This window comes from Pseudomonas asturiensis (assembly GCF_900143095.1).
Lineage (GTDB): Bacteria > Pseudomonadota > Gammaproteobacteria > Pseudomonadales > Pseudomonadaceae > Aquipseudomonas > Aquipseudomonas asturiensis.
In genome coordinates this window covers 136,177-157,902 of the sequence record NZ_FRDA01000001.1, presented here as the reverse complement: position 1 = coordinate 157,902, position 21,726 = coordinate 136,177, and the positions used below count along the sequence as shown (strand labels likewise).

Annotated in this window: 17 protein-coding genes and 4 pseudogenes; 11 read left to right on the top strand and 10 right to left on the bottom strand. The window is 59.3% G+C overall.

Going from position 1 to position 21,726, the window contains the following annotated elements:
* Positions 1-2: 2 nt before the first annotated feature.
* From BUB69_RS00870 to BUB69_RS29420, 4 genes and pseudogenes are all read left to right on the top strand, one after another.
* Complete coding sequence (locus BUB69_RS00870) at positions 3-575, top strand: sarcosine oxidase subunit gamma (protein WP_073161843.1); 573 nt, start codon at positions 3-5, stop codon at positions 573-575.
* A gap of 232 nt (positions 576-807) precedes the next feature.
* Positions 808-1,581: an IclR family transcriptional regulator gene (locus BUB69_RS00865; protein WP_073161842.1), complete on the top strand. Its 774-nt coding sequence runs from the start codon at positions 808-810 to the stop codon at positions 1,579-1,581.
* Between the two features lie 130 nt (positions 1,582-1,711).
* Positions 1,712-2,839, top strand: a pseudogene (locus tag BUB69_RS29425) (HAMP domain-containing protein); the annotation flags it as partial.
* Positions 2,840-2,929: 90 nt separating this feature from the next.
* Positions 2,930-3,697: a methyl-accepting chemotaxis protein gene (locus BUB69_RS29420; RefSeq protein ID WP_425439335.1), complete on the top strand. Its 768-nt coding sequence runs from the start codon at positions 2,930-2,932 to the stop codon at positions 3,695-3,697.
* A 595-nt stretch (positions 3,698-4,292) separates the two neighbouring features.
* Here BUB69_RS29420 and BUB69_RS00855 read toward each other — a convergent pair.
* The gene (locus tag BUB69_RS00855) at positions 4,293-5,192 is read right to left on the bottom strand and encodes a LysR family transcriptional regulator (protein WP_073161840.1); all 900 of its coding nucleotides are present in this window, start codon (positions 5,190-5,192) and stop codon (positions 4,293-4,295) included.
* Between the two features lie 110 nt (positions 5,193-5,302).
* On the opposite strand from BUB69_RS00855, the gene BUB69_RS00850 reads away from it, so the two are divergent.
* The 3 genes from BUB69_RS00850 to BUB69_RS00840 all read left to right on the top strand — a co-directional run bounded on the left by BUB69_RS00850 (position 5,303) and on the right by BUB69_RS00840 (position 7,435).
* The gene (locus BUB69_RS00850; RefSeq protein WP_073161839.1) at positions 5,303-6,178 is read left to right on the top strand and encodes an MBL fold metallo-hydrolase; all 876 of its coding nucleotides are present in this window, start codon (positions 5,303-5,305) and stop codon (positions 6,176-6,178) included.
* Between the two features lie 315 nt (positions 6,179-6,493).
* Positions 6,494-6,892, top strand: coding sequence for a hypothetical protein (locus BUB69_RS00845; RefSeq protein ID WP_073162230.1), 399 nt, complete (start codon positions 6,494-6,496; stop codon positions 6,890-6,892).
* Positions 6,893-6,952: 60 nt separating this feature from the next.
* Positions 6,953-7,435 (top strand): GNAT family N-acetyltransferase, encoded by a 483-nt coding sequence (locus BUB69_RS00840; RefSeq protein ID WP_073161838.1) that lies wholly within the window; start codon positions 6,953-6,955, stop codon positions 7,433-7,435.
* A gap of 71 nt (positions 7,436-7,506) precedes the next feature.
* On the opposite strand, the gene BUB69_RS29265 is transcribed toward BUB69_RS00840, so the two are convergent.
* The 5 genes and pseudogenes from BUB69_RS29265 to BUB69_RS00820 form a co-directional block, all read right to left on the bottom strand.
* Positions 7,507-7,632: a hypothetical protein gene (locus tag BUB69_RS29265; protein ID WP_073162229.1), complete on the bottom strand. Its 126-nt coding sequence runs from the start codon at positions 7,630-7,632 to the stop codon at positions 7,507-7,509.
* Between the two features lie 75 nt (positions 7,633-7,707).
* Positions 7,708-9,186, bottom strand: coding sequence for a chemotaxis protein CheW (locus tag BUB69_RS00830; protein WP_073161837.1), 1,479 nt, complete (start codon positions 9,184-9,186; stop codon positions 7,708-7,710).
* Positions 9,183-9,644 (bottom strand): annotated as a pseudogene (locus BUB69_RS29415) (methyl-accepting chemotaxis protein); the annotation flags it as partial. The gene BUB69_RS00830 and the pseudogene BUB69_RS29415, both read right to left, overlap by 4 nt.
* A gap of 165 nt (positions 9,645-9,809) precedes the next feature.
* A pseudogene (locus tag BUB69_RS00825) lies at positions 9,810-11,249 on the bottom strand (PAS domain-containing protein); the annotation flags it as partial.
* A gap of 999 nt (positions 11,250-12,248) precedes the next feature.
* Positions 12,249-12,572 carry a hypothetical protein gene (locus BUB69_RS00820; RefSeq protein WP_073161835.1) on the bottom strand — a complete coding sequence of 108 codons (324 nt, stop codon included), beginning with the start codon at positions 12,570-12,572 and terminating at the stop codon, positions 12,249-12,251.
* Between the two features lie 582 nt (positions 12,573-13,154).
* Here BUB69_RS00820 and cyoA point away from each other — a divergent pair.
* From cyoA to cyoD, 4 genes and pseudogenes are all read left to right on the top strand, one after another.
* The gene (cyoA, locus tag BUB69_RS00815) at positions 13,155-14,063 is read left to right on the top strand and encodes a ubiquinol oxidase subunit II (protein WP_073161834.1); all 909 of its coding nucleotides are present in this window, start codon (positions 13,155-13,157) and stop codon (positions 14,061-14,063) included.
* A 1-nt stretch (position 14,064) separates the two neighbouring features.
* Positions 14,065-16,038: pseudogene (gene cyoB / locus BUB69_RS00810) on the top strand (cytochrome o ubiquinol oxidase subunit I).
* A gap of 2 nt (positions 16,039-16,040) precedes the next feature.
* Positions 16,041-16,655, top strand: coding sequence for a cytochrome o ubiquinol oxidase subunit III (gene cyoC / locus BUB69_RS00805; RefSeq protein WP_073161833.1), 615 nt, complete (start codon positions 16,041-16,043; stop codon positions 16,653-16,655).
* A 1-nt stretch (position 16,656) separates the two neighbouring features.
* Positions 16,657-16,995 carry a cytochrome o ubiquinol oxidase subunit IV gene (cyoD, locus tag BUB69_RS00800; RefSeq protein WP_073161832.1) on the top strand — a complete coding sequence of 113 codons (339 nt, stop codon included), beginning with the start codon at positions 16,657-16,659 and terminating at the stop codon, positions 16,993-16,995.
* A gap of 65 nt (positions 16,996-17,060) precedes the next feature.
* Here cyoD and BUB69_RS00795 read toward each other — a convergent pair whose 3' ends face one another.
* From BUB69_RS00795 to BUB69_RS00780, 4 genes are all read right to left on the bottom strand, one after another.
* Positions 17,061-18,512, bottom strand: coding sequence for an amidase (locus BUB69_RS00795; protein WP_073161831.1), 1,452 nt, complete (start codon positions 18,510-18,512; stop codon positions 17,061-17,063).
* Between the two features lie 52 nt (positions 18,513-18,564).
* On the bottom strand, positions 18,565-19,497 hold the full coding sequence (locus BUB69_RS00790) for a SphA family protein (protein WP_073161830.1): 933 nt from the start codon (positions 19,495-19,497) through the stop codon (positions 18,565-18,567).
* 68 nt (positions 19,498-19,565) lie between these two features.
* Positions 19,566-20,537 (bottom strand): helix-turn-helix domain-containing protein, encoded by a 972-nt coding sequence (locus BUB69_RS00785; protein WP_073161829.1) that lies wholly within the window; start codon positions 20,535-20,537, stop codon positions 19,566-19,568.
* A gap of 97 nt (positions 20,538-20,634) precedes the next feature.
* The gene (locus tag BUB69_RS00780) at positions 20,635-21,663 is read right to left on the bottom strand and encodes a GlxA family transcriptional regulator (RefSeq protein ID WP_073161828.1); all 1,029 of its coding nucleotides are present in this window, start codon (positions 21,661-21,663) and stop codon (positions 20,635-20,637) included.
* Positions 21,664-21,726: the final 63 nt, after the last annotated feature.

Genomic DNA, 21,726 nt, shown 5'->3' with positions numbered 1-21,726 from the left:
CCATGACCCTTCTTATTGCAGAACGCGCTGTCGGACTCGACCCGATGCCCTTGTGTACGCTTGAGGACATGATCGACCTGCCCCGTGTCGGTTTTCGCGGCACAGACAGCGCCGGTTACCTGACCGCACGTGGTTTCACCCTGCCCGACGCGCCCAATCGGGCCGTGGCTCAGGCCGACGGCAGCCATGTTGCGCGCCTGTCACAGACCGAGTACCTGTTGCTGGGCAGCCCGCAGGATCAAGGCCAGCGAGTCGCCGACGAGGAAGCCCGCTGGGAACTGGACCACGCTGCCAACTACCTGCTGCCACGCCAGGACAGCCACGCCTGGCTGCAACTGAGCGGCGTGTGCATCAGCGAGGTCATGGCCAAACTGTGCGGCGTCGACCTTCGCGCGCAAGCCTTCCCGCCGGGCGCGGTGGCTCAGACCTCGGCGGCGCGTATCAATGTGATCGTGATCAACCTCGGCGCGCAATCGGTGCCGTGTTTCCAGATCCTGTTTGATCGGGCGTCACAGACGTACTTCAAGGATGCGCTGCTGGATGCGATGGCGGAGTTTGACGGGGTGAGTATTTGAGATCGTTCTGACGTGCTGTATTCGTCATTGCACAACGAGCGCGAAAAGCGGACCCAAAACAAGGGTGGCTGGCTGAATGCATATCCCGTGGGAGGCGGCTTGCCGGCGAAAGCGTACGCCCCGTCAGCGAGCGGTCAACTGAACAAACACATCGCCGGCAAGCCGCCTCCCATACATTCTGTGTTTCATCCAGCGGGGACGAAAACGAACATGAGCCAGTGTGAAGCTATCCATGACTGACACGACTGAAAAAGACACCGACTACCTCGTGCCCGCCCTGGCTCGAGGGTTGAGTGTGCTGGGCATGTTTTCGGCCCGGACCCGCTCGCTCGGCATTCACGAAATCGCCGAGCGTCTGGGGGTCAGCAGTTCAGCCGTTTACCGGATTCTGTTCACCCTGACCACCATGGGTTATCTGAACAAGAACGGCACCCAGTACGAGCTGGGTGCGCGAGTGATCAGTGATGGTTTCAGCTACCTGGCCAGCCGCGACATCGTCGACGTGGCGATGCCGCATCTGAACCGCCTCCGCGACGAGTCTTCACTGTCCTGTCACCTCAGCATTCGCGAGCAGACCGACAGCCTGTACCTCTATCGTGCGTTCGCCGCGCAACGCCTGTCGGTGAACGTACCCGTCGGCACCCGTATCGCCTGCCACTGCACGGCGATGGGTCGCATGTTACTGACAGCGCTGGACACCGCCGCACTGGGCAGGCTCTATCAGCATCTGCGTCTGGACGACTACCCTGCCCCGGCGCCTCGCACACTGCCTGAGCTTCAGGCAATGGTCGAGCAGGACCGCGAGCGCGGCTGGGTGCTGCACCGCTCGGACTATTCAACAGCCATCGCAACGTCGATCAAGGACCACGCCGGAAACGTAACCGCTGCCATCAATCTGTCAGGTCCAGATGCGATTATGGACCCGGAGGGCGCGCGAGAACGTTTTCAGGACCTGTTGCTGGCCTGCAGCGAACGCATCAGCAATGACCTGGGTTATCGCCCCTGACCCAGAAACGACAGAAATTCCCAATCGCGTCATAACCGCTAAAGAATCCCGTTCCGATGCCGACGTGCTAGTGGTAGACCATAAGACAACGCTCCAGGTGATGACTTGGTTCGACAGACTGCATGCCTAAATGCAGCGCCCAACACGCGGTAGTAATGGACACTCCGGAGCTCACATGAACATCAAACAGAAATTGACCTGGGCATTCGCAGTCATTGCGTGCCTGCCCATCCTGGTAGTGGCGACCGTTGTCGTCGTGAACCTGCGCGATGAGGCGACCAATGACTTCGTGAACAGCAGTGGACGCGAGATTCGTCAGGTCGATAACGCCATGCAGCTGTTTTTCGACGGCATCACTCAAAACGTCAATTACATTGCGGCGCATCCGCTGATCGCGGGCGCCAGCGATGATTTCAGAAACTATACGGGAGCAGCGGCAACGCCTCAGTCGGAAAACGACAGGCAGGCGACCGAACTGTTCGCCAGCATCGCCAAGGCACACCCGGCTTACTCCTATGTGTCCTACGGCCTGATCAACGGCAGTTACGTCATGACGCCGGAAGACCCGAGGATGAGCAACTACGATCCGCGTGTTCGTCCCTGGTACAAGACGGCGATGGCCAACGTCGGCAAGACCGTGCGCAGCGACGCCTACTACTGGGCCGCCGACGATGCGGTGCTGGTCAGCACCATCCGCGCGATTCCCAACAAGCTCGGCAACCCCGGCGGCGTGGTCAACATCGATGTGTCGCTCAAACAACTGACCAACATCGTCAAGCAGATCAAACTGGGCGAAAGCGGCTACCTGATCCTTACGGAAAAGAACGGCAACGTACTGGTCGATCCCAAGCAACCGGAACACAACTTCAAGAAGCTGGGTGAACAGGGCGAAGGGTTTGTCGATCTGGCCAAAACCAGCAGCGGCCTGGTCGAAGTCACGCTCAATGGCGAGCGCTATATGGCCAACGTCTATCCGTCCGAGCAACTGGGCTGGAACTTCATCGGCCTGATCAAACAGGACGAAGTGATGGCCTCTGCCACACGCCTGACCTGGCTGATCGGTGTCATTGCCGCTGTGCTGGCGCTGGTGTTCGCCATTGTCGGTGCGAGGTTCGCCAGCGTCATCGTGCGTCCGATTCACAGCGTCTCGACCGGTCTTGAGGGCATCGCGGGCGGCGAAGGCGACCTGACCCATGACCTGACTGTGCGCGGAAACGATGAAACCGCGCAACTGGCGGGCTGGTTCAACAAGTTCCTGACCGCGATTCGCAGCCTGATTCAGCACATAGGCCAGGCTGCACACAAGATTCTCGAGGCGTCTCACAGCTCCACCCGTGTCTCCAATGACATGGCTGAAGCAGCAGGTCGTCAGCGCGAAGCAGTGGACATGGTGTCCACGGCGTTCCATGAGATGGTTGCAACCTCCAACGAAGTCGCCCGCTCCTGCAGCCAGGCCGCAGACTCGGCCGACAGCGGTCAACAGCAGGCCCGTGAAGGTCAGCGCCAGATCGACGATGCGGTCCGCAGCGTGGATCAGTTGAGTGAGGAAATCGCCCGCTCGGCCAAGGACGTCACACAATTGGAGAAAGACAGCGTCGATATTCAGTCGATTCTGGCCACCATTCGCTCGATTGCCGAACAGACCAACCTGCTTGCACTCAACGCCGCCATTGAAGCTGCGCGAGCCGGTGAACAGGGTCGCGGTTTTGCCGTGGTGGCTGACGAAGTCCGCGCACTGGCCAAACGTACGGCCGACTCGACCGCCGAGATCGACACCTTGCTGGGCAACCTGGCCAAACGCACCAAATCTGTGGCGCAACAGATGAACGCAAGTCTGGACGTGTCCCAGGATTCCGTCACCAAAATCGGTCAGGCGCGCAGCAGCTTCGGGCAGATTCGCGAATCGGTGGACGTGATCCGCGACATGAACACCCAGATCGCGACGGCCGCCGAAGAGCAGCACCAGGTGGCCGAAGACATCAACCGGCACATCAGCCAGATCCATGGCGATGCGCAGCTGATCGCAGACCTGTCGGACTCGGCCCGCGCAGACTCCAGCAGCCTGGCGTCACTGTCCAACGAACTGGATGCACTGGTGCGCAAGTTCAAGACTTGATGCCTGGAGTTTCAGGAAGAACGCGAACCCAAGGCGAACGCGTGACCTGCTGAGGGAACGCGTTTTTTATATACATCCGAAGAAAATGCAGTGGCTTGGCTGCTGCATTCGCGGACAAGTCCGCTCCCACGGGGTTTCATCGTTATCCAGTCAGACGTGCTCAAGTGAGTCTTCTGACTTTCCAAATAACGCAGCAGCACTGACACGTTTTTTCTACGCGTCAGTGGAGACACTCCCGAATCAGTGTCAGGACGAAGGAACCCCGGCGAAGCCGGGGCCGGAACCGGAGCCAGGGACTTTGCCTACTTTGGTCCCTCAAAGTAGGGCGCCGTAAGGGCGCAAGGGTGACTTGAGCCAGGCACTCGGCTCACTGAGTCCGCATTCTATGCCTTCCCGTGATGCGCCGCGTCACGGTCGGCCTGCCCGCGTGGAGGCCGGTACATCCAGTCGAGACGTTGCGTGTGAAACATGGCTTTCGCGAGCAAGCTCGCTCCCACGACCGCGTGAACTGCCGAGCAAACGCCTCCCTCTGCCCGGTTTTTGCCCCAGCGCAGCCCGGACACAGACATCCCTCACAGTAAAAGACCTTGCTGGTCTACCCGCGCAACAAAACCTCCCCGCCAAACCACTGCGCCAGAAAATCCAGCATGGTACGCAGCGTCGCTGACTGATGATGACGCGAGGTGTAGATCCCGTGCATGCCCAATGAGCGAGGCGAGTAATCGGGCATCAGGGCGACAAGCTTTCCATTGGCCAGCAATGGCGCGGCTGAATACGCCGGTTGCAGGGTAATGCCCGCCCCGGCCACTGCGGCCTCCAGCAAGACCACTGAATCATTGGCACTGAGGTTGCCACCCACCGGTACACTCAACGGCTGTCGCGCGACGACAAACTCCCAGAGGCTTTTGCCGAAGTAGGAATAGGTCAGGCAGTTGTGACTGCTCAACTCCTGCGGCCGGGCTGGCGTGCCATGCGCAGCCAGATAAGCGGGCGATGCGCACATGATCGACTCGCACGTTCCCAACGGCCGGGCAATGAGATTGGGGTCCAGTTGATTGGTGATCCGAATCGCCAGATCGATCCGTTCGCTGACCAGATCCACGGCCTGATTGCCGATCAGCAGATCCACCGACGTGCCGGGGTAGCGTTGCAAATAGGCCGTCACTGCAGGCGCCAACACCGTCTGCGCCAGTGACTGGGAACAGGCGATACGTAACATGCCGCGTGGCTCGTCCACTTGCGTGTCGGCTGCCAGCGGCATGGCATCGGCCAGCTCCAGCAGCTGCTGACAGCGTGCCAGCGTCACTTGACCGGACGCCGTCAGGCCGAGCTTTCGGGTGGTTCGGTGCAGCAATCGTGCACCCGCCCAGGTTTCCATTTGCGCCAGGTAACGCGTGACCATCGCCCGAGACATATCCAGCGATTCGGCCGCCGCGATCAGGCTGCCTCGCTCGTTGATGGCCATGAAAACCCGTGCCGCCATGATGCGATCCATGATTCGTCCGATTCAAGCAACTGATAGTTGCCAATAGTGGGGCTTTTGTTTCAGTTCAAGCAACTTAAGATAAAAGCACTTCTGTTCTGCTATTCGAAAAGGTCATTCCCATGTTGCGCAGTTCCCTGCTGGCCCTCTCCTTCGCCACCCTCTTTCCGCTGGCTGCACAGGCCGCCGACCCGTTGAAGATCGATGTCTACAACCCGGCTGAAAAAGCCATCTTCCCGGTCTCTTCCGAATTGATCACGGGCCAGCACGACGCCGTGCTGATCGACGCTCAGTTCCAGCGCAATGACGCTGAAGCACTGGTGCAGAAGATCAAGGCCAGTGGCAAGAAGCTCACCACCGTCTACATCAGCCACAGCGATCCGGACTATTACTTCGGCCTTGACGTGATTCAGGCCGCGTTTCCTGAAGCGAAGATCGTCGCCAGCGCGCCTACCGTCAACGCCATCAAGGCCTCGATGCAGGGCAAGCTGGCGTACTGGGGGCCGATCCTCAAAGACAATGCCCCTGCCAGACTGGTACTGCCTGAAGTCCTGAAGGGCGATCATCTGACGCTTGAAGGTCAGACGCTGCAGATCAAAGGTCTGGACGGCGCGGCACCTGAACGCAGCTACGTGTGGATTCCATCACTCAAGACCGTTGTCGGTGGTGTCGTGGTGTCCAGTGGCATTCATGTCTGGATCGCCGACACCCAGACGCCGAAATCCCGCAAGGACTGGCTGGCGACACTTGAGGGCATCCAGGCGCTGAAACCGACGACGGTGATCCCGGGCCATTACCTGGGTCAGGTGCCCGAAGGCACCAAAGCCGTGACGTTCACCGCCGACTACCTCAAGTCCTTCGACGAGAACGCCACCAAGGCCAAGGACTCCGCTGCGCTGATTGATGCCATGCAAAAAGCCTGGCCGCAACTGGCCGAGCCGGGTTCGCTGGAGATGAGCGCCAAGGTAATCAAGGGCGAGATGAAGTGGCCGCACTGATCTGATCGGTCGTTGCACGCGTAACATCAGGGCTGGCAACTTTCGCAGAATCCCGGACGGACGCCGAGCGCCCTGACGGGCTGCGCTGTCTCGAAGCAAACACGCGATTGTGGGAGGCGGCTTGCCGGCGATAAGGCGCGCACGATGTATCAGAAAAATCGCCGGCAGCATTTATCGCAGGATTGCCGCCCGGACCAAGCCGCCCTCCTGTCCAGCCATCTGTGATCCACTGAAGAAAAAATCGTGTTAGCGCCACGATAAATGACCTGAAACACCTATGGTCAGACGCCATACTCCGTGGCTATGCTGAGCGCCATGAATGCCTCGCCTCCTACACGAAACCCCTGCCCACCTGGCGTCTGCGATTGTAAGCGGGAGCAACTGGACGCACCCGATGCAGACCGGCGGATTCTGCTGCTGACTCGGGATCAGGAAAAGCGCCTGCTCGAACGGCTCGAAGCCATCACCAGCCTGAGCGATCTGGAGCACGTTCTGCACAGGATCGCCGAACAACTGGGCGTGCGCGTAGAGGTCATGCCAGGCTTCAACGAGGTTCGAACCATGCGCGGTATCCATATTGCCGTCGAGCAAAAGGTCGGGGTATGCCGCAAGACTCGCCAGTCCATTCCAGCAGCCATTCGGCGGGCACTGGAAGCAAACCCGCATATCGCCTGGCAATTGCTCAACGCCAACGACCTGTTGCGTGACGCCTGACTACCGGATTGCAGGACCCTACGGCTATCATGCCGCGTCCATCATCCAAGGAGAGTCTTTGTGTCCCTCGACATTCGTCCCGCCACTGCTGCCGACGCCGATCAGATTCTGGCCTTTATCACCGAACTTGCGATCTACGAGCGTGCCGGGCATGAGGTCAAGGCCAGCGCAGAGGACATCCAGCGTTCCCTGTTTACCGACGACGCGCCCGCCAAGGCATTGATGTGCCTGTACGACGATAAGCCCATCGGTTACGCGGTGTATTTCTATAGCTATTCCACCTGGCTGGGGCGCAACGGCGTGTACCTGGAAGACCTCTACATCACGCCAGAACACCGCAGCGTCGGTGCCGGGCGCGCACTGTTGCGCCACATCGCGCGCGAAGCGGTGGCCAACGGCTGTGGTCGTCTGGAGTGGAGCGTGCTGGACTGGAACGAACCGGCCATCAAGTTCTATGAAGCCATCGGCGCAGCGCCCCAGGACGAGTGGGTGCGCTATCGAATGGAAGGCAGTGTCCTGCACGATTTCGCCGCCGGAAAATGATCGTCACACACCTGTTAATGCCAAACGCCCGACCTTTGATGACAGGCCGGGCGTTTGGGTGAAGACCGGTTTCAGCAGGCGCCGGGCGGAATGCCATCCTTGTTGAAATCCTTGAGGCGCTCCTTTTCCTCAGGCGTCGAGTGCGCAGGCACGTCGTCGCGAGGTTCCGGTTTCTTTTCGTCTTTCTTCTCGGTCATCGTCAGATGCTCCACTCGTGGCTGTTCATGTAAGGCCACGTGTGCCGCATTCGGTTCAGATTGATTCACCACACATCAGGCCACTGCACGCTGATCGACGCTGCGCTCCAACTGCCTGGCGACGCCCTGCAGATCCAGCAGCGTCAGACGCAAGCTGCGCTCAGAACTGCCGACACTGACCAGTGAGCGCGCCCGGTCGTTGACCGAAATATCCCTGCCCAGCGTGTTCTGCCAGCCCTGATCCAGCATTGCCGGATCAAACTGATTGAACGCATCGATAGCGTCGACACGACTCACCGTAAAACCAAAGCAGAGACGCTCGCCGCGCACAATCAACACGCGGGAGGCTTCAGTCGGCTCCGCAGACGTCTCCCCAAGCAGGCTGCTCAGGCAGATCAACGGCACCTGCTCACCGCGCAGGTTGAACTGCCCCAGCAGATGCGTAGACGGCTGAGCCAGGCCGATCAGTTGCCTCGGCATGGCAAGGATTTCGACAATCTGGCTTAACGGCGCTACGAAACGGGTTGGGGCATCGAACAGCAGACAGGCATGCCGCAGCATGGCTTTGGTCACATCATGCGAAGCTTGCGCCGGCTGCACGTCGTGCTGGTAGACCTTGGTGTAACTGCTGACCTCAGGCCGTTGCAGTAACGCCGGGTGATTGAGCAGCAAGGCTTGCTCACCCTCCTGCAAGTTCATCACGCCAGCAAACAACTGCGGATGGGGTAACCCATAGCCAGGCACTGCCAACAGACTGTCCGGGTCCTGCCGGTGGATCGCAACCATCCGGTCGTAACCGAACCCGCATACCCGGCCGTCCGGCGTGGTCAGGAGCAACAGTTGGGGCTTGAGCGTTTGCCGCGTATGGTCCAGCCCCAGCACTTCAGAGAGGTTGAGCGCCGGAACCTTCGTGCCGCGCACCGAGGTCACGCCAAAGCAGCAGTCACTGCCAAAATCCGATGCACTGATCTCAGGTCCGTCCACCAGTTCGGTGACAACGCTGGCATCAATGCAGAAGTGGCGACCGTCACATTCGAACACCAGGTAATGCAGCAGGCGCCGCTTGGCCGCCTGCGCTTGCTCTTCGAGCAATTGCGCGTGCTGATCAGCCGCGAACATGACACCTGGCAGATCGGCCAGCACCTGCAGATCCAGCTTGTAGATCATGCGTGACTCTTCGCCCCCCAACAGCAACTCCGGCAGCAATCCGGTGCGGGTGCCTCCAGGCCCTATCGAGCAGAACTGCGAGTCACTTGCCTTAAGGATGTCGCACACCGCATCGATCGCAAGCCCCAGAAACCCGCCGCCGAACTTGAGGATGGCAACCAGCGCCGTGGGTGCCGAATGGTCAGCCCCGTTGGCAAGCTGACCGCGCAGATCCACCAACGGTACGGGTTTGCCACGCAACGTGAACACGCCCAGCAACGCACCCTGCGTGAGCGGATGCGGTTGCAGATCCGTCGGCCAATGCACGGCCTCCATCAGCGCGTCCGCGACGACAGCAAGATAGGTGCCGTTGATCTGCACCACGCCATAGGCGTTCATGCCGCTCATGCAGGTTGTCCGAGAGACATCCTGTCCAGCGTCTCGGTGCTGCCGTTGGCATTGGCTTTGTGCAATTCGACGATCAATGCCTCGACTTCCTGGGCAGACTCACGCTGTTTCTCAGTGGCGGTGTTGATCCCGTCAATCGCCTGGGTGGTCTGCATGACGCCTTCGACGATGTGCTCGAACGCTTCGCCAGCGCTGCGGGAAATCTCGTTGCCCGACTCGATCCGGCTGACCGTTTCCAGAATCAGCTTGTTGATTTCCTTGGTGGCCCGCGACGACTTTTCGGCCAGCTTGCGCACTTCGTCGGCCACAACCGAGAAGCCCAGACCATGCTCGCCTGCACGTGCCGCTTCGATGGCCGCGTTGAACGCCAGCATGTTGGTCTGGCTGGCGATTTCGCTGATGACCTGAACGATGTCCTGAATGCCCTCGGCGGACTTGGCGATCATGCCCATGGCTTCGGACGCCTTGCCCAGCGTTTGCGAACCACGGCTGGCCTGATCACGCGTGAGTCTGGCCAGCCCGGTCGCCGTATCGGTGCTTTGCGCCACGTAGGCGATGGCGTTCATCAGCGACTTGACCGACTCGCCCATCGCCACGGTCTTGGCCTCGATGGCCTGCTCGATTTCGACCTGCCGGGTGATGTCGGTAGCAAACTTGACGACCTTGAAAGGCTTGCCTTCGTGGTCGAAGATCGGGTTGTAAGTGGCCTGAATCCAGATGCGCTGGCCATATTTGCTCAGGCGCATGAAACGCCCGGAGAAGAATTCGCCCTGCCCCAGACCGTGCCAGAACTCGCGATAGGTCGTGCTGCGCACGTATTCTTCTTCACAGAAAATCCGGTGATGCTGGCCCTTGAGTTCCTGCATGCCATAACCCATTGCTTTCAGGAAGTTGGGGTTGGCGGTGAGGATATTGCCGGCCATGTCGAACTCGATCACCGCCTGGGCACGGTCGATTGCCGTGACCTTACCCTTATCCTCGACACTGCTTTCTTTGGCGTCGGTCACGTCCAGGGCGAACTTGACGATTTTGTATGCCTTGCCCTGGGCATCAAAGATCGGGTTGTAGGTGGCCTGAATCCAGATTTCCTTGCCGTCCTTACGCTTGCGCTTGTATTCACTGGCGTCGTACTCACCACGACCCAGCTTGTCCCATAAATCGCGGTAAGCATGGCTGGCGATGAATTCCTCGGAGCAAAACATGCGGTGATGCTCGCCGACGATCTCCTCGAGGTCATAACCAAACACGTTCAAGAAATTGCGGTTGGCGGTCAGCACCTTGCCGGTCAGATCGAATTCGATCACGGCCTGAGAACGCTCGATAGCGGTCACCTTGCCGGCCTGTTCGGCCTGACGTGCGCGACTCTCCGTCACGTCGTTGGCGAATTTGACGACCTTGTAAGGACGGCCATCCGGGTCAAGGATAGGGTTGTAAGTGGCGCTGATCCACAACTCGCGGCCGTTTTTGCCGACACGCTTGTACTCACCGGAGTCGTATTCACCACGCTCCAGCTTGGCCCAGAACGCACGGTAAGCCGGGCTACTGAGGTACTCTTCATCACAAAACATTCTGTGGTGCTGGCCCTGCACTTCATCCAGGCGATAGCCCAGAATCGACAGGAAGTTTTCGTTGGCGGTGAGCACCCGGCCGTTCAGATCGAATTCGATCACCGCCTGAGAGCGTTCGATGGCGGAGACCTTGCCTTCGTATTCGGCATTGGTCTTGCGCTGGTGAGTGATGTCGGTCGCGAACTTCACGACCTTGAACGGATTGCCTTGCTCGTCGAGCACCGGATTGTAGGTGGCCTGCAGCCAGATTTCCTTGCCGCCCTTGCCCAGCCGCTTGTACTGGCCTTCGTCGAAAGCGCCCTCGCCCAGCTTTTTCCAGAACGTTGCATATTCGAGGCTGGAAGCGTGGTCGGGGGTGCAGAAAATGCGATGGTGCCGCCCTTGAATCTCATCGAGACGATATCCGACACAGTCCAGAAAATTGGTATTGGCGTGCAGAATATTGCCTTCGAGATCGAACTCAATCATCGCCTGCGACCGATCAATGGCCGTCATCAGCGAGCGCAGGTCCAGCTGCACCTCGGTTATTTCCTTAGGGGTGCTTTCAATGGTGGTCGGCATGGAGTGGTGCTCTGAAGGTAAAACAGCAATGGAAATAGTGATGACACATCGGCGTTTCTCAACCCTGCAAAACGTTCCCCGATGCGTAAGACCTTGCTGCCTGCAGGGCCAATCCGGTAATCGTATTTATCAATTTGCCCGATAGGGCCGCCGCGCAGTTTTCAAAGGCCTGCCAGGTATCAAGCCCTGAACACTTGATACAGACTGCCCGAGGTGCCATTAGTTCGCCACTACCGATAATCCGAAGATTGCTGCAGCGTCGAATCAGGAAAAAAACCACATGACTACGCCTACGGTTGCGGCCCAGGTAAGGGTAAGCAGGAAAGAAAGGCCTGCCAGACGCGGATCCATGTGCCTCCCGAACGTGAGAAGATCAGTACCTGAAAAAAACCAACCTCTGCATACGCGCAGTTGCGCAGGTCGGATCACGGGCGTGCTGATTATTTTTTTGCACCCCGTTGCCCTGCCTGTATCAGCAGGTACTCATCGACAGTAGCGGGCGACGCCGAACAAACCCAATGTTGCAACCTGGCTGAGTGCCTATCGCCCCTCGGTACACTGCGACCTGATAAAACAGTGCAACACTGTCTATTTACGCTCTTATCTGTACACCTGCTTTACAACTGCCGCCACGCAACAGGCGACCCCCACGTCGTACAAACGATGTACACATGACGCTTATTGAAACAACGGGCCACGCTCGACGAGCACACACTTCAAGAACCATTAGTTGATACCGTAAAATCCGACCCGCCCATAAGGCGAAACAGACACTTCGGGGTACTGGCCTTGTTATTCCTGAGGGGAATGACATACGTATCCGGGCAGAACCGGAATAAAGACTTATGCACTTACAGGGGGGGGGGGCCTGACATTGAACGTACTTGATGCTATTACTGGACTGGCGCCCACCCTGTACCTGACGGATACCGGTCAGTCATCGTCGTCCTCTTCCCGATCGGCGCGATCAGCGCAGGGCAGACGGCCCGACTCCCCTCCGGCAATCCGCTCGGCCTGATCCCGGCCGCGCTTCATGGCATCCGGGACAGTCCATTCAGCGCCCGGCAATTTCGTCGTCCGCCTGGCGACTGTATGTCCGTGTGGACCAAACACACACACCACCAGTTCGATATCACCGTCGGGCAACTGATGAGCGCAGACATTGGCCTTGCAGCCGTTTTCAAGATGGCGTTCATACTGTTTGTCGATGACCGGGTGTTCAGGTTGCGCAGCAGACGTGGATCGTTTATTGAACATATTGCCCTCCGATAACGTAATAACAAGGGACACGCATCCCTATCAGCATATTGAATCCGCGGACACTCTCCAGGCCCGCCGACAAGAGGCACTTTATCAACTAGCGAGCTGTACCACTCGTCGTTTGCCGGGCATTTTTCTGAAAGCAAGCCACACTGTGTTCATTCAAGCCGATTAACAGCCCCCGACGAAGTTAGCCTCGGAAATAGTGCAAGTCTTTATAGTGTGCGCACGACATGGGTGTTCCTGATGCCGCTGACATCGAATAACGAGCTTCAACAGCCTTTCGAATATTAAAGGCTGTAGTCGGACGCAATAGTTATGAGTGCCTGATGAATAGACTGGCCAGTGGACCGTTCAGGTATCCACCCTTCACAAGGCCCGCACGCTCACGTACCTGACACTCACTCGGCTATCAATGGCGAGCCACAGGAACGAAACACCGTTAACCGTTGATCGTTAGCTGAGCGCATGACATGAGACAGACCGATCAACTCCGTAGCAGCGTGACCGCCAGTCAGCCTCCTGAATCATGGCAACTTAACTGCAGTTGGTTTATCCGGAACGCGAGGTACAGCGTCAATGCGAAGGATCAAGTCTTGTCTGATGGCGCTGGTGATCGCCCCGATATCAGGATGCAATTGGGTGCTGTTCAATCCCAAGGGCCAGATCGCACTTGAGCAGCGCAACCTGATCATTCTTGCCACTGCATTGATGCTCATCGTGGTGATTCCCGTCATCGTCATGACGTTCCTGTTTGCCTGGCGATATCGATCGACGAACAAGAACGCCAGGTACTCCCCGCGCTGGGACAGCTCTCACAAGATCGAAGCGGTGGTGTGGGGCGTACCGCTGATCATCATTATGATCCTGGGCTGGGTCACGTGGGTCACGACGCACACGCTCGATCCCTATCGACCGATCGAGTCGGCCAACCCGCCCCTCAATGTCCAGGTCATCGCCATGGACTGGAAGTGGCTGTTCATCTACCCGGACCTGGGTATCGCCACCGTGAACGAGCTGGCCATGCCCGTGCACACGCCGGTCAGTTTCACGGTCACCTCCGACGCGGCCATGAACTCGTTCTTCATTCCCGCACTCGGTGGCCAGATTTACGCGATGGCGGGGATGCAAACCAGGTTGCATATGATCGCCAACGAGGCGGGTCAGTACCGGGGTTTCTCCGCCAACTACAGTGGCCCCGGTTTTTCCGACATGCACTTCAGCACGCTGGCGACCTCACCCGCCGAATTCGACGCCTGGGTCGCCAGGGTCAGAGCGGCTTCTCGCCCCCTTGATCTCGGTGCCTACAAGACCCTGGCGATCCCGACCCACGGCTATGACGTCACTTATTACTCGAGAGTTGATCAGCAGTTTTTCAAGACCATCGTCGACAAATACGAGGGCATGAACAAGGCCAGAAAGACGATGCCGGAGCCCGTGGCGGGTGAAGAGGCTGATGACCGGAATTTGACCCGGAAGGAGCGCTGAGATGTTCGGAAAACTGTCCTGGGATGCCATCCCGCTTCACGACCCCATCATCATGTACACCCTGGGCGGGGTCGGCGTGCTCGCCATGGCGCTCCTCGCGGCCATTACCTGGAAAGGCGCGTGGGGTTACCTGTGGCGCGAATGGTTCACGACGGTGGATCACAAGAAGATCGGCTGCATGTACATCATCGTGGCGCTGGTCATGCTGCTGCGCGGCTTTTCCGACGCCATCCTGATGCGCACCCAGCAAGCGATGGCCGCCGAAGGTGGGCCTGGCTATCTGCCGCCCGATCACTACGATCAGATCTTCACCGCACACGGCGTGATCATGATTTTCTTCATGGCGATGCCGTTCATGGTCGGCCTGATCAACATCGTGGTGCCGTTGCAGATCGGTGCGCGCGATGTCGCGTATCCGTTTCTCAACGCGTTGAGCTTCTGGCTGTTCGTAGTGGGTGTCGCGCTGGTGAACCTCTCGCTGGGCGTGGGCGAATTCGCCCGGACCGGATGGGTGGCCTATCCCCCGCTTTCAGAGCTGGGCTACAGCCCCGGCGTGGGCGTGGACTATTACATCTGGTCATTGCAGGTGTCAGGTATCGGGACGCTGCTGACCGGGCTCAATTTCTTCGTGACGATTCTGAAAATGCGCACCACGGGCATGACATTGTTCAAGATGCCGGTGTTCACCTGGACCGCGTTGTGTACGTCGATCCTGATTCTTGCCGCCTTTCCGATCCTGACTGCCACGCTGTTCATGCTCACGATGGACCGTTATCTGGGCATGCATTTTTTCACCAGCGAAGCGGGCGGCAACCCGATGATGTACGTGAACCTGATCTGGGCGTGGGGCCATCCAGAGGTTTACATCCTGATCCTGCCAGCCTTCGGTATCTTCTCCGAGATCGCGGCCACCTTCAGCAGCAAGCGCCTGTTCGGCTACAAGTCGCTGGTATGGGCCACCATCGTGATCACTGTGCTGTCCTTCATCGTCTGGCTGCACCACTTTTTCACCATGGGTGCAGGCGCCAACGTCAACGCGTTCTTCGGCATCATGACGATGATCATCGCCGTGCCGACGGGGGTAAAAATCTTTACCTGGCTGTTTACCATGTACCACGGTCGGGTGCGCTTCGAGACGCCGATGCTCTGGACCATCGGTTTCATCGTGACCTTCAGTATTGGCGGCATGACCGGCGTGCTGCTGTCCGTGCCGGGCGCTGACTTTCTGCTGCACAACAGCCTGTTTCTGGTCGCGCACTTCCATAACGTAATCATCGGCGGCGCGGTATTCGGCTATATGGCCGGGTTGACGTACTGGTTTCCCAAGGCGTTCGGCTTCATTCTCAATGACAGGCTTGGGCGCATTTCCTTCTGGTGCTGGCTGGTCGGCTTCTATTTCGCGTTCATGCCGTCCTACATTCTGGGCTTCATGGGCATGACCCGACGCCTCAACCATTTCGACAACCCTGAGTGGCGGCCGTGGCTGATGCTGGAACTGATCGGCGTGGCGATCGTTCTCTGCGGCGTGGCCGCTCAATTGCTGCAGTTGTTCGTCAGCATTCGCAATCGCCACAACACCCGCGATACCACGGGCGATCCCTGGGACGCCAGGACGCTGGAGTGGGCGACCGCCTCCCCGCCGCCGGTCTACAACTTCGCCGAGCAGCCCAGGGTCGATGACCTGGATGCCTATTGAGGCATGAAAGAGCGCGGGGTCAGTACGCTCCTCCACACCGACTACCGCGCCATTCATATGCCTCGCAATACGCCTGCCGGGCTGATCATCAGCCTGTTTGCACTGATCGCAAGCTTCGCGCTGGTCTGGCACATCTGGTGGCTGGCGGCATTGGGCCTGGTCGCGTCAGTGACCACGATGGTGATGCGCAGTAACAACGATGACATCGACTACTTCATTCCAGCACGCGAGGTGGCTGAGATCGAACAGGCGCGCCTCAAAGCATTGGCAGAGGCCTGAGCATGTCTAATATCGTGATCGACAAGGGCATCGCCCACACCGAAGAACAAGGCCACGAAGACTCGGGATCGATGTCGGTCTTCGGCTTCTGGATCTACCTGATGACCGACTGCATCCTGTTCGCGACCCTGTTCGCAGCGTATGCAGTGTTGCGCGACAGCGTCGCGGGCGGGCCTTCTGCGGTCGATATTTTCGAGCTGCCTTACGTACTCACCGAAACCATGCTGCTGCTGTTCAGCAGTATTACCTATGGCTACGCCATGCTCGCCATGAACCGTGACGACCGCGCCAGCGTGCTGCGCTGGCTAGGGGTGACATTCCTGCTGGGCAGCGCCTTCATTGCCATGGAGATCAATGAATTTCATCACCTGATCCAGAATGGCCACGGACCGGACCGTAGCGCGTTCCTCACCGCGTTCTTCACCCTGGTCGGCACCCACGGTGCGCACGTGCTGACGGGACTGGTGTGGATGGCCGTGCTGATGTGGCAGGTCAACGCGCGCGGGCTGACCACCGTACACGCGACGCGGCTCAGTTGCCTGAGCCTGTTCTGGCATTTTCTGGACGTGGTCTGGATCTGCGTATTCACCGTCGTCTACATTCTGGGGGTCATCTGATATGTATTCGCAAAGCCCTGTGCGCAGCACTGCCGGCACCAGCCATGGCAGCAGCCGGTCCTACATGGTCGGCTTCATCCTCTCGGTGGTGCTGACGCTCATTCCTTTCCTGATGGCGATGTACCCGGCGCTGCCACGTATGACCACGCTCTGGCTGGTGGTGCTGACCGGCATGATTCAGGTCGTCGTCCACCTGAAATTCTTCCTGCATCTGGACACCGCGGTCGAGCAACGCTGGAACCTGCGGGCGTTGATATTCTCAACCGTCATCATCGTGCTGCTGGTCGGACTGACGCTGTGGATCATGTTCAGCATTCATCACAACATGCTTGCTCATTGACACGGCCGCCTGTTGAAGTCACCGGCTCAAGTGGCGGCCGCACTCATGAGTTCGGCATCCCGCTGTCATAGGCAACGGGCGTTGACCAGCGGCACGCGTCCGCGCCAGGGCTGTGCCCGCTCCAGTTGCGCGGCGAGCGCCAGCAGCAGGCTTTCTTCGCCAAACCGTCCGGCAAAGTGCGCGCCCAAGGGCAGACCTGTTGCGCCCCACGACAGCGGCACCGACATGGCCGGCTGCCCGCTGGCATTGAACAACGCCGCAAAAGGCGAGTAGCGGTGAGAGCGCTCGATCACTTCATCCAGGCGGGTGCTGACATCCGCGACGACAAGCTCGCCAATGCGCACCGGCTCACGTGTCAGAACCGGCGACAGAATCACATCGTAGTCCTGCATGAAGACCGCCAGTTGCCGACCCAGGGCGTGAATCCATTCGACGGCGGCGGTGTACTGCGCGCCGCTGACGTTGCCTTTGTCACGCAGAATAATGCGTGTGCGCGCTTCCAGTTCAGCATCCCGAACATCAAAGCCTCTCATACGCCCCAGCAGGTCGACATGGTTGCGTGTGTTGGCGCCGATGATGGTGAACACATGGTCCAGAAACTCGGGCAACACCACGGGCAGACTGACCGGTTCGACCCGATGCCCGAGGGAGTCGCACAACTGCGCCGCCTCGCGCACGGCGGCAAGACTCTCGACCGAGGTGGGCCAGGTCCCTGACTGCTCGACCAACGCAATGCGCAGGGGTTTGGGGTCACGCTGCACGGCGCTGGCATATGAGGTGGCCTGAACAGGCGCCGCGTACGGCGCGCCCAGATCCATGCCCGCCGTGGCATCCAGCAAGGCGGCGCTGTCGCGTACCGACAGGGTGATCGCGTGTGCGGTGCTCATGCCCGCCCAGCCCTCGCCCACCATCGGACCAGAAGGCATCAGGCCCCGACTGGGCTTGAAACCGAACACGCCGCAGCACGATGCAGGCACCCTTAATGAACCGCCGCCGTCGTTGCCGTGGGCAAAGGGCACCACCCGCGCTGCGACGAGTGCCGCAGCGCCACCACTGGAGCCCCCGGCGCTGTACTCGAGGTTCCACGGGTTGCGGGTCGCGCCGAAGCGCGTGGACTCGGTGGAATAGGACGTGCCGAACTCCGGTGCAGTGGTGGTCCCGGCAAGCACGCAGCCGGCGCGCCTCAAGCGACTGACCCCTTCACAATCAAAGGTCGCGCGGAACTCGCCCATCGACAGCGAGCCATTGCTCATGACGGCACCGGCGACCGGCGAAAACAGGTCCTTGATGAGCGTCGGCACCCCTGCGAAAACACCGTCGACCGTCTCCAAATCCCGAGCTGCAGCGCGCGCCGCGTCATACAACCGCTCGGCCAGCGCGTTGAGCTGCGGCTCGACCTGCTCGATGCGCCGGATCACTCCCTCCAGCAAATCGATCGGTTGAACCTCTCCACGCTTGACCCACTCGGCCAGACCGGTACCGTCCTCGTCGTTCAACAACGTCTGAATGTCTTTCATGCGAAGGTTCCTGATGGTTGGGATTCAGGCTGAAAAATTCATGCACATCATCCTAGAAGCTTTGGCCCACACGTAATGCCGCGGTATAGCCCTCGGCGCGGTTACGCGCACCGAACTCCTTGTAAATGTGAAACCAGGCGGCAGGCATGCCGGGCTTGAAGTAGCTGATCGCGGGACCCGCTGCGACCACTCTGGCGCGGTTGCCCGTTTCCAGCCCAGGCGCATCGTCATCGGAAAACTGCCGGTAATAGAACCCGCCCAGCCCCAACGTAAAAGGGCCTGCATGCTGGCCCACGGCAAATTCGTGCCGGTACTCGACGCCGTTCCGGTAGTCGGTCGCGGGGTTGCGCGTATTAAAGTCAGTCTGAAAGCTGCTGGACACTTCAAAACCGCTGTCAGTGATATAGGTCGCGTTGAACGTGGGAGAAACCGTCCAGTGGTTCACGCCTGGCGAGATCGGGCGATTCTTGTCGTAGTCGCCGGTAGGTGCCTGAACCTGCAGGCGCGCGTTCACGAACAGATTGGGAGAAAGATCCCACTGAAGAATCAGCGGTGACACCGAGATATCGGCCATCCTGAAAGGATCCGCCTTCAGGTCCAGCGGGCCGGAAGGGGTCTGAACCCGAAACGAGGCATCCATCTGAAAGAATGGCACCGCCACGCCGTAGCCAAAACGCGCGCCCAGCATCCGGTAATCGGTCATGCGAAAGTACCCAACGCCAATGGACAAGACGTCCAGGGAAAAACGGTTGTCCAGCGAATGGCCCTGACGGTCTCTCTGCACATTGGTTGAGTAAAACGCGACCCGCATGCCCAGCGTGCCCACGGGGGTAGACGGAGGCGAGATGCCTGCGCCGAAGTCGTAGACGCCAAAGGAGGTGGTAGGCGCCCCGTTTTCAGTGGCCTGCCCCGTGTTCCAAAGGCTCATCAAGCCGAGCGTCAAGCAGGTGAAGCGTCTGATCCTGAAATTATTGTTATGACTCATCGCATGCCCCTGACCGCGAAGGTGATGGGGTCATGCTATTGAGCTATGCGCCGCGTCGTTATCCGTTTTCAGCAAAGATGCGTGCGCTGCAATGTCTGCGACGGGGTTTCACCGAACAATGTCCGGTAGTCGCTGGAAAACCGGCTCAAGTGCCAGAACCCCCAGCGCGCGGCCACCACCTGAACACGTTCGATCCGGCTGCTCTCACGCAGTTCGCGCCTGACCGCGTTGAGTCGCTGGGTGCGCAGGTAGGCAACCGGGTTGATACCCAGCGTTTCCTGAAAACAGTACTGAAGCTTGCGACGGCTGGTGCCGATGTGGTTGCACACATCCAGGATCGACAGAGGCTCGTCCAGATGCGCCAGAACGTAGTCACGCGCCCGATCGACCATCCTTTTGCGCGCCGTGGGATTGAGAGGCGGAGCCTGATCAGGTGCGACCAGCTCAAGCACCTGCAACATCACCGCATCACGGATGCCACGCCGGATCGAATCGTGCTCAAGCTTATCCAGGCACGCCTGATCGCCGGTCAACAGCGTATCGAACAGTGCCGCGAACCTCTTTTGCACAGTGGAGCCGACCAGACGGTAACACGTGGGAAGATCGGTAATTTCAAAACGACTGCCCTGGCGTTCCAGCGCATGCGCCAAAGCGCCCTCTTCAATCGCCACACCCACCGCATCCAGTTGCAGCGGCGTGCTCAATTCCGGCAGATGTTCGCCATGGGCCACGATCATGCTCGGCGCTTGAAGCGTATGCCCGGCGCAGAACGCGGGCCCCGCAGCGCTCAACGGCAACGCGAAAGTGATAGCGCCCTTCCAGGCCATACCACTCTTCGTGAGCGCCTGATTAGAGCGGTCGCGGACCAATTGCAGCCAATCCGAACGGAATTCCGTCAATTCGCCCTCAAAGCCTCCGGGCGTCAATTGATCGTAACGAACCTGCCAGCCGCCCAGATTGCGGCCGTGCTCGTCGATGTCACAGGTCTGGAAATGCTGCAGGTGAGGTGCAGCCTGTGTCGCCACATTATTGTTGTTCATCGGCCTTGCCCCTTAATACGTTTCAAGGTCACAAGGGTGACGGCACGCAAGTTTCATTCCGGTGGCGTCGGGTTTGGGAGATGTGTGCCGAAAACGGCTAGTCATCAGTGAAGGCGCCAGCGAGCCGTTGCGACTGGCTGCTCGCCCTCTTCACTTTCTCTGCCGAACCCTTCTCCCGAAAAAACATCCGCCGATAATCCGAAGGTGAGGTCCCCAACTGCGCGCTGAACTGTTGTCGCAAGGACAGCGGCGTTCCGAATCCGGCTTCACCCGCGATGGATTCAACCGGCAGATCAGTCGTTTCCAGTAACTGCTGCGCTCTGGCCACTCGCTCGGCGTTCAGCCAGTTGGAGACCGTACTGCCGGTCGCTTCCTTGAAGCGACGCGTGAACGTACGTCTGCTCATTCGCGACTTTTCAGCCAGAACATCCAGCGACAGATCGTTGCCCAGATTGAGGCGCGCCCAGGCCAACACGTCGGACAGATGAGTGTCGGTCGCCAACTGGGGGACAGGGTTTTCAACATACTGCGCCTGACCACCCAGCCTGTGCGGGGGCGTCACGAGCAGTCTCGCCGCGCGGTTTGCAGCGTCAGCACCGTGACGCTCACGTATCAGGTGCAGGCAGCAATCGACGGCAGCCATGGTTCCGGCCGAGGTCATGATGTTATCTGCGCTTACGTACAGCACATCGGGTCGAAAACGTGCCTTGGGAAAGCGCCGAGCGAATACGTCGCGGGCCACCCAGTGTGTGGTGGCTTCCCTGTCGTCAAGCAGGCCAGCGTCTCCGAGCGCGAAAGAGCCCAGGCACAACCCCACAATCAGTTTACCTTGAGCATTGGCGTGTTGGAGCGCCTTCACGAGCGGTGCAGAAGCAGGCTCAAGGTCATCGCCCCATGCGGGAATGATGATGACGTCACTCACCTGCATCAGCTCAAGTCCGTGCGTAACGGCGATGCCTATGCCCTGATCGCAGCTCACCATTCCCGGCACCTCGGCGCAGTAGCTGACCTCGTAGGCAAGCCCGCCCGCAGTGGACTCGACGCTGCCCAGCACGATACCGGGCACGGACAGGTGGAACAGGCTGACGCCGTCAAAGGCCAGAACAGCAACGCGCATGGAAGGCATCGATCTATCTCTGATGGGAGCGGGATTGGCCCGATTCTATCGGATTATGTCATTCAGGCCACT

Coding starts and splice junctions, on each gene's coding strand:
- BUB69_RS00865 (WP_073161842.1), top strand. CDS start 808: ATGACTGACACGACTGAAAAAGACACCGACTACCTCGTGCCCGCCCTG.
- cyoC (WP_073161833.1), top strand. CDS start 16,041: ATGTCTAATATCGTGATCGACAAGGGCATCGCCCACACCGAAGAACAA.
- BUB69_RS00870 (WP_073161843.1), top strand. CDS start 3: ATGACCCTTCTTATTGCAGAACGCGCTGTCGGACTCGACCCGATGCCC.
- BUB69_RS00780 (WP_073161828.1), bottom strand. CDS start 21,663: ATGCCTTCCATGCGCGTTGCTGTTCTGGCCTTTGACGGCGTCAGCCTG.
- BUB69_RS00850 (WP_073161839.1), top strand. CDS start 5,303: ATGTTGCGCAGTTCCCTGCTGGCCCTCTCCTTCGCCACCCTCTTTCCG.
- BUB69_RS00785 (WP_073161829.1), bottom strand. CDS start 20,537: ATGAACAACAATAATGTGGCGACACAGGCTGCACCTCACCTGCAGCAT.
- BUB69_RS00845 (WP_073162230.1), top strand. CDS start 6,494: ATGAATGCCTCGCCTCCTACACGAAACCCCTGCCCACCTGGCGTCTGC.
- BUB69_RS00830 (WP_073161837.1), bottom strand. CDS start 9,186: ATGAGCGGCATGAACGCCTATGGCGTGGTGCAGATCAACGGCACCTAT.
- BUB69_RS29265 (WP_073162229.1), bottom strand. CDS start 7,632: ATGACCGAGAAGAAAGACGAAAAGAAACCGGAACCTCGCGACGACGTG.
- cyoD (WP_073161832.1), top strand. CDS start 16,657: ATGTATTCGCAAAGCCCTGTGCGCAGCACTGCCGGCACCAGCCATGGC.
- cyoA (WP_073161834.1), top strand. CDS start 13,155: ATGCGAAGGATCAAGTCTTGTCTGATGGCGCTGGTGATCGCCCCGATA.
- BUB69_RS29420 (WP_425439335.1), top strand. CDS start 2,930: ATGGCTGAAGCAGCAGGTCGTCAGCGCGAAGCAGTGGACATGGTGTCC.
- BUB69_RS00790 (WP_073161830.1), bottom strand. CDS start 19,497: ATGAGTCATAACAATAATTTCAGGATCAGACGCTTCACCTGCTTGACG.
- BUB69_RS00820 (WP_073161835.1), bottom strand. CDS start 12,572: ATGTTCAATAAACGATCCACGTCTGCTGCGCAACCTGAACACCCGGTC.
- BUB69_RS00855 (WP_073161840.1), bottom strand. CDS start 5,192: ATGGATCGCATCATGGCGGCACGGGTTTTCATGGCCATCAACGAGCGA.
- BUB69_RS00795 (WP_073161831.1), bottom strand. CDS start 18,512: ATGAAAGACATTCAGACGTTGTTGAACGACGAGGACGGTACCGGTCTG.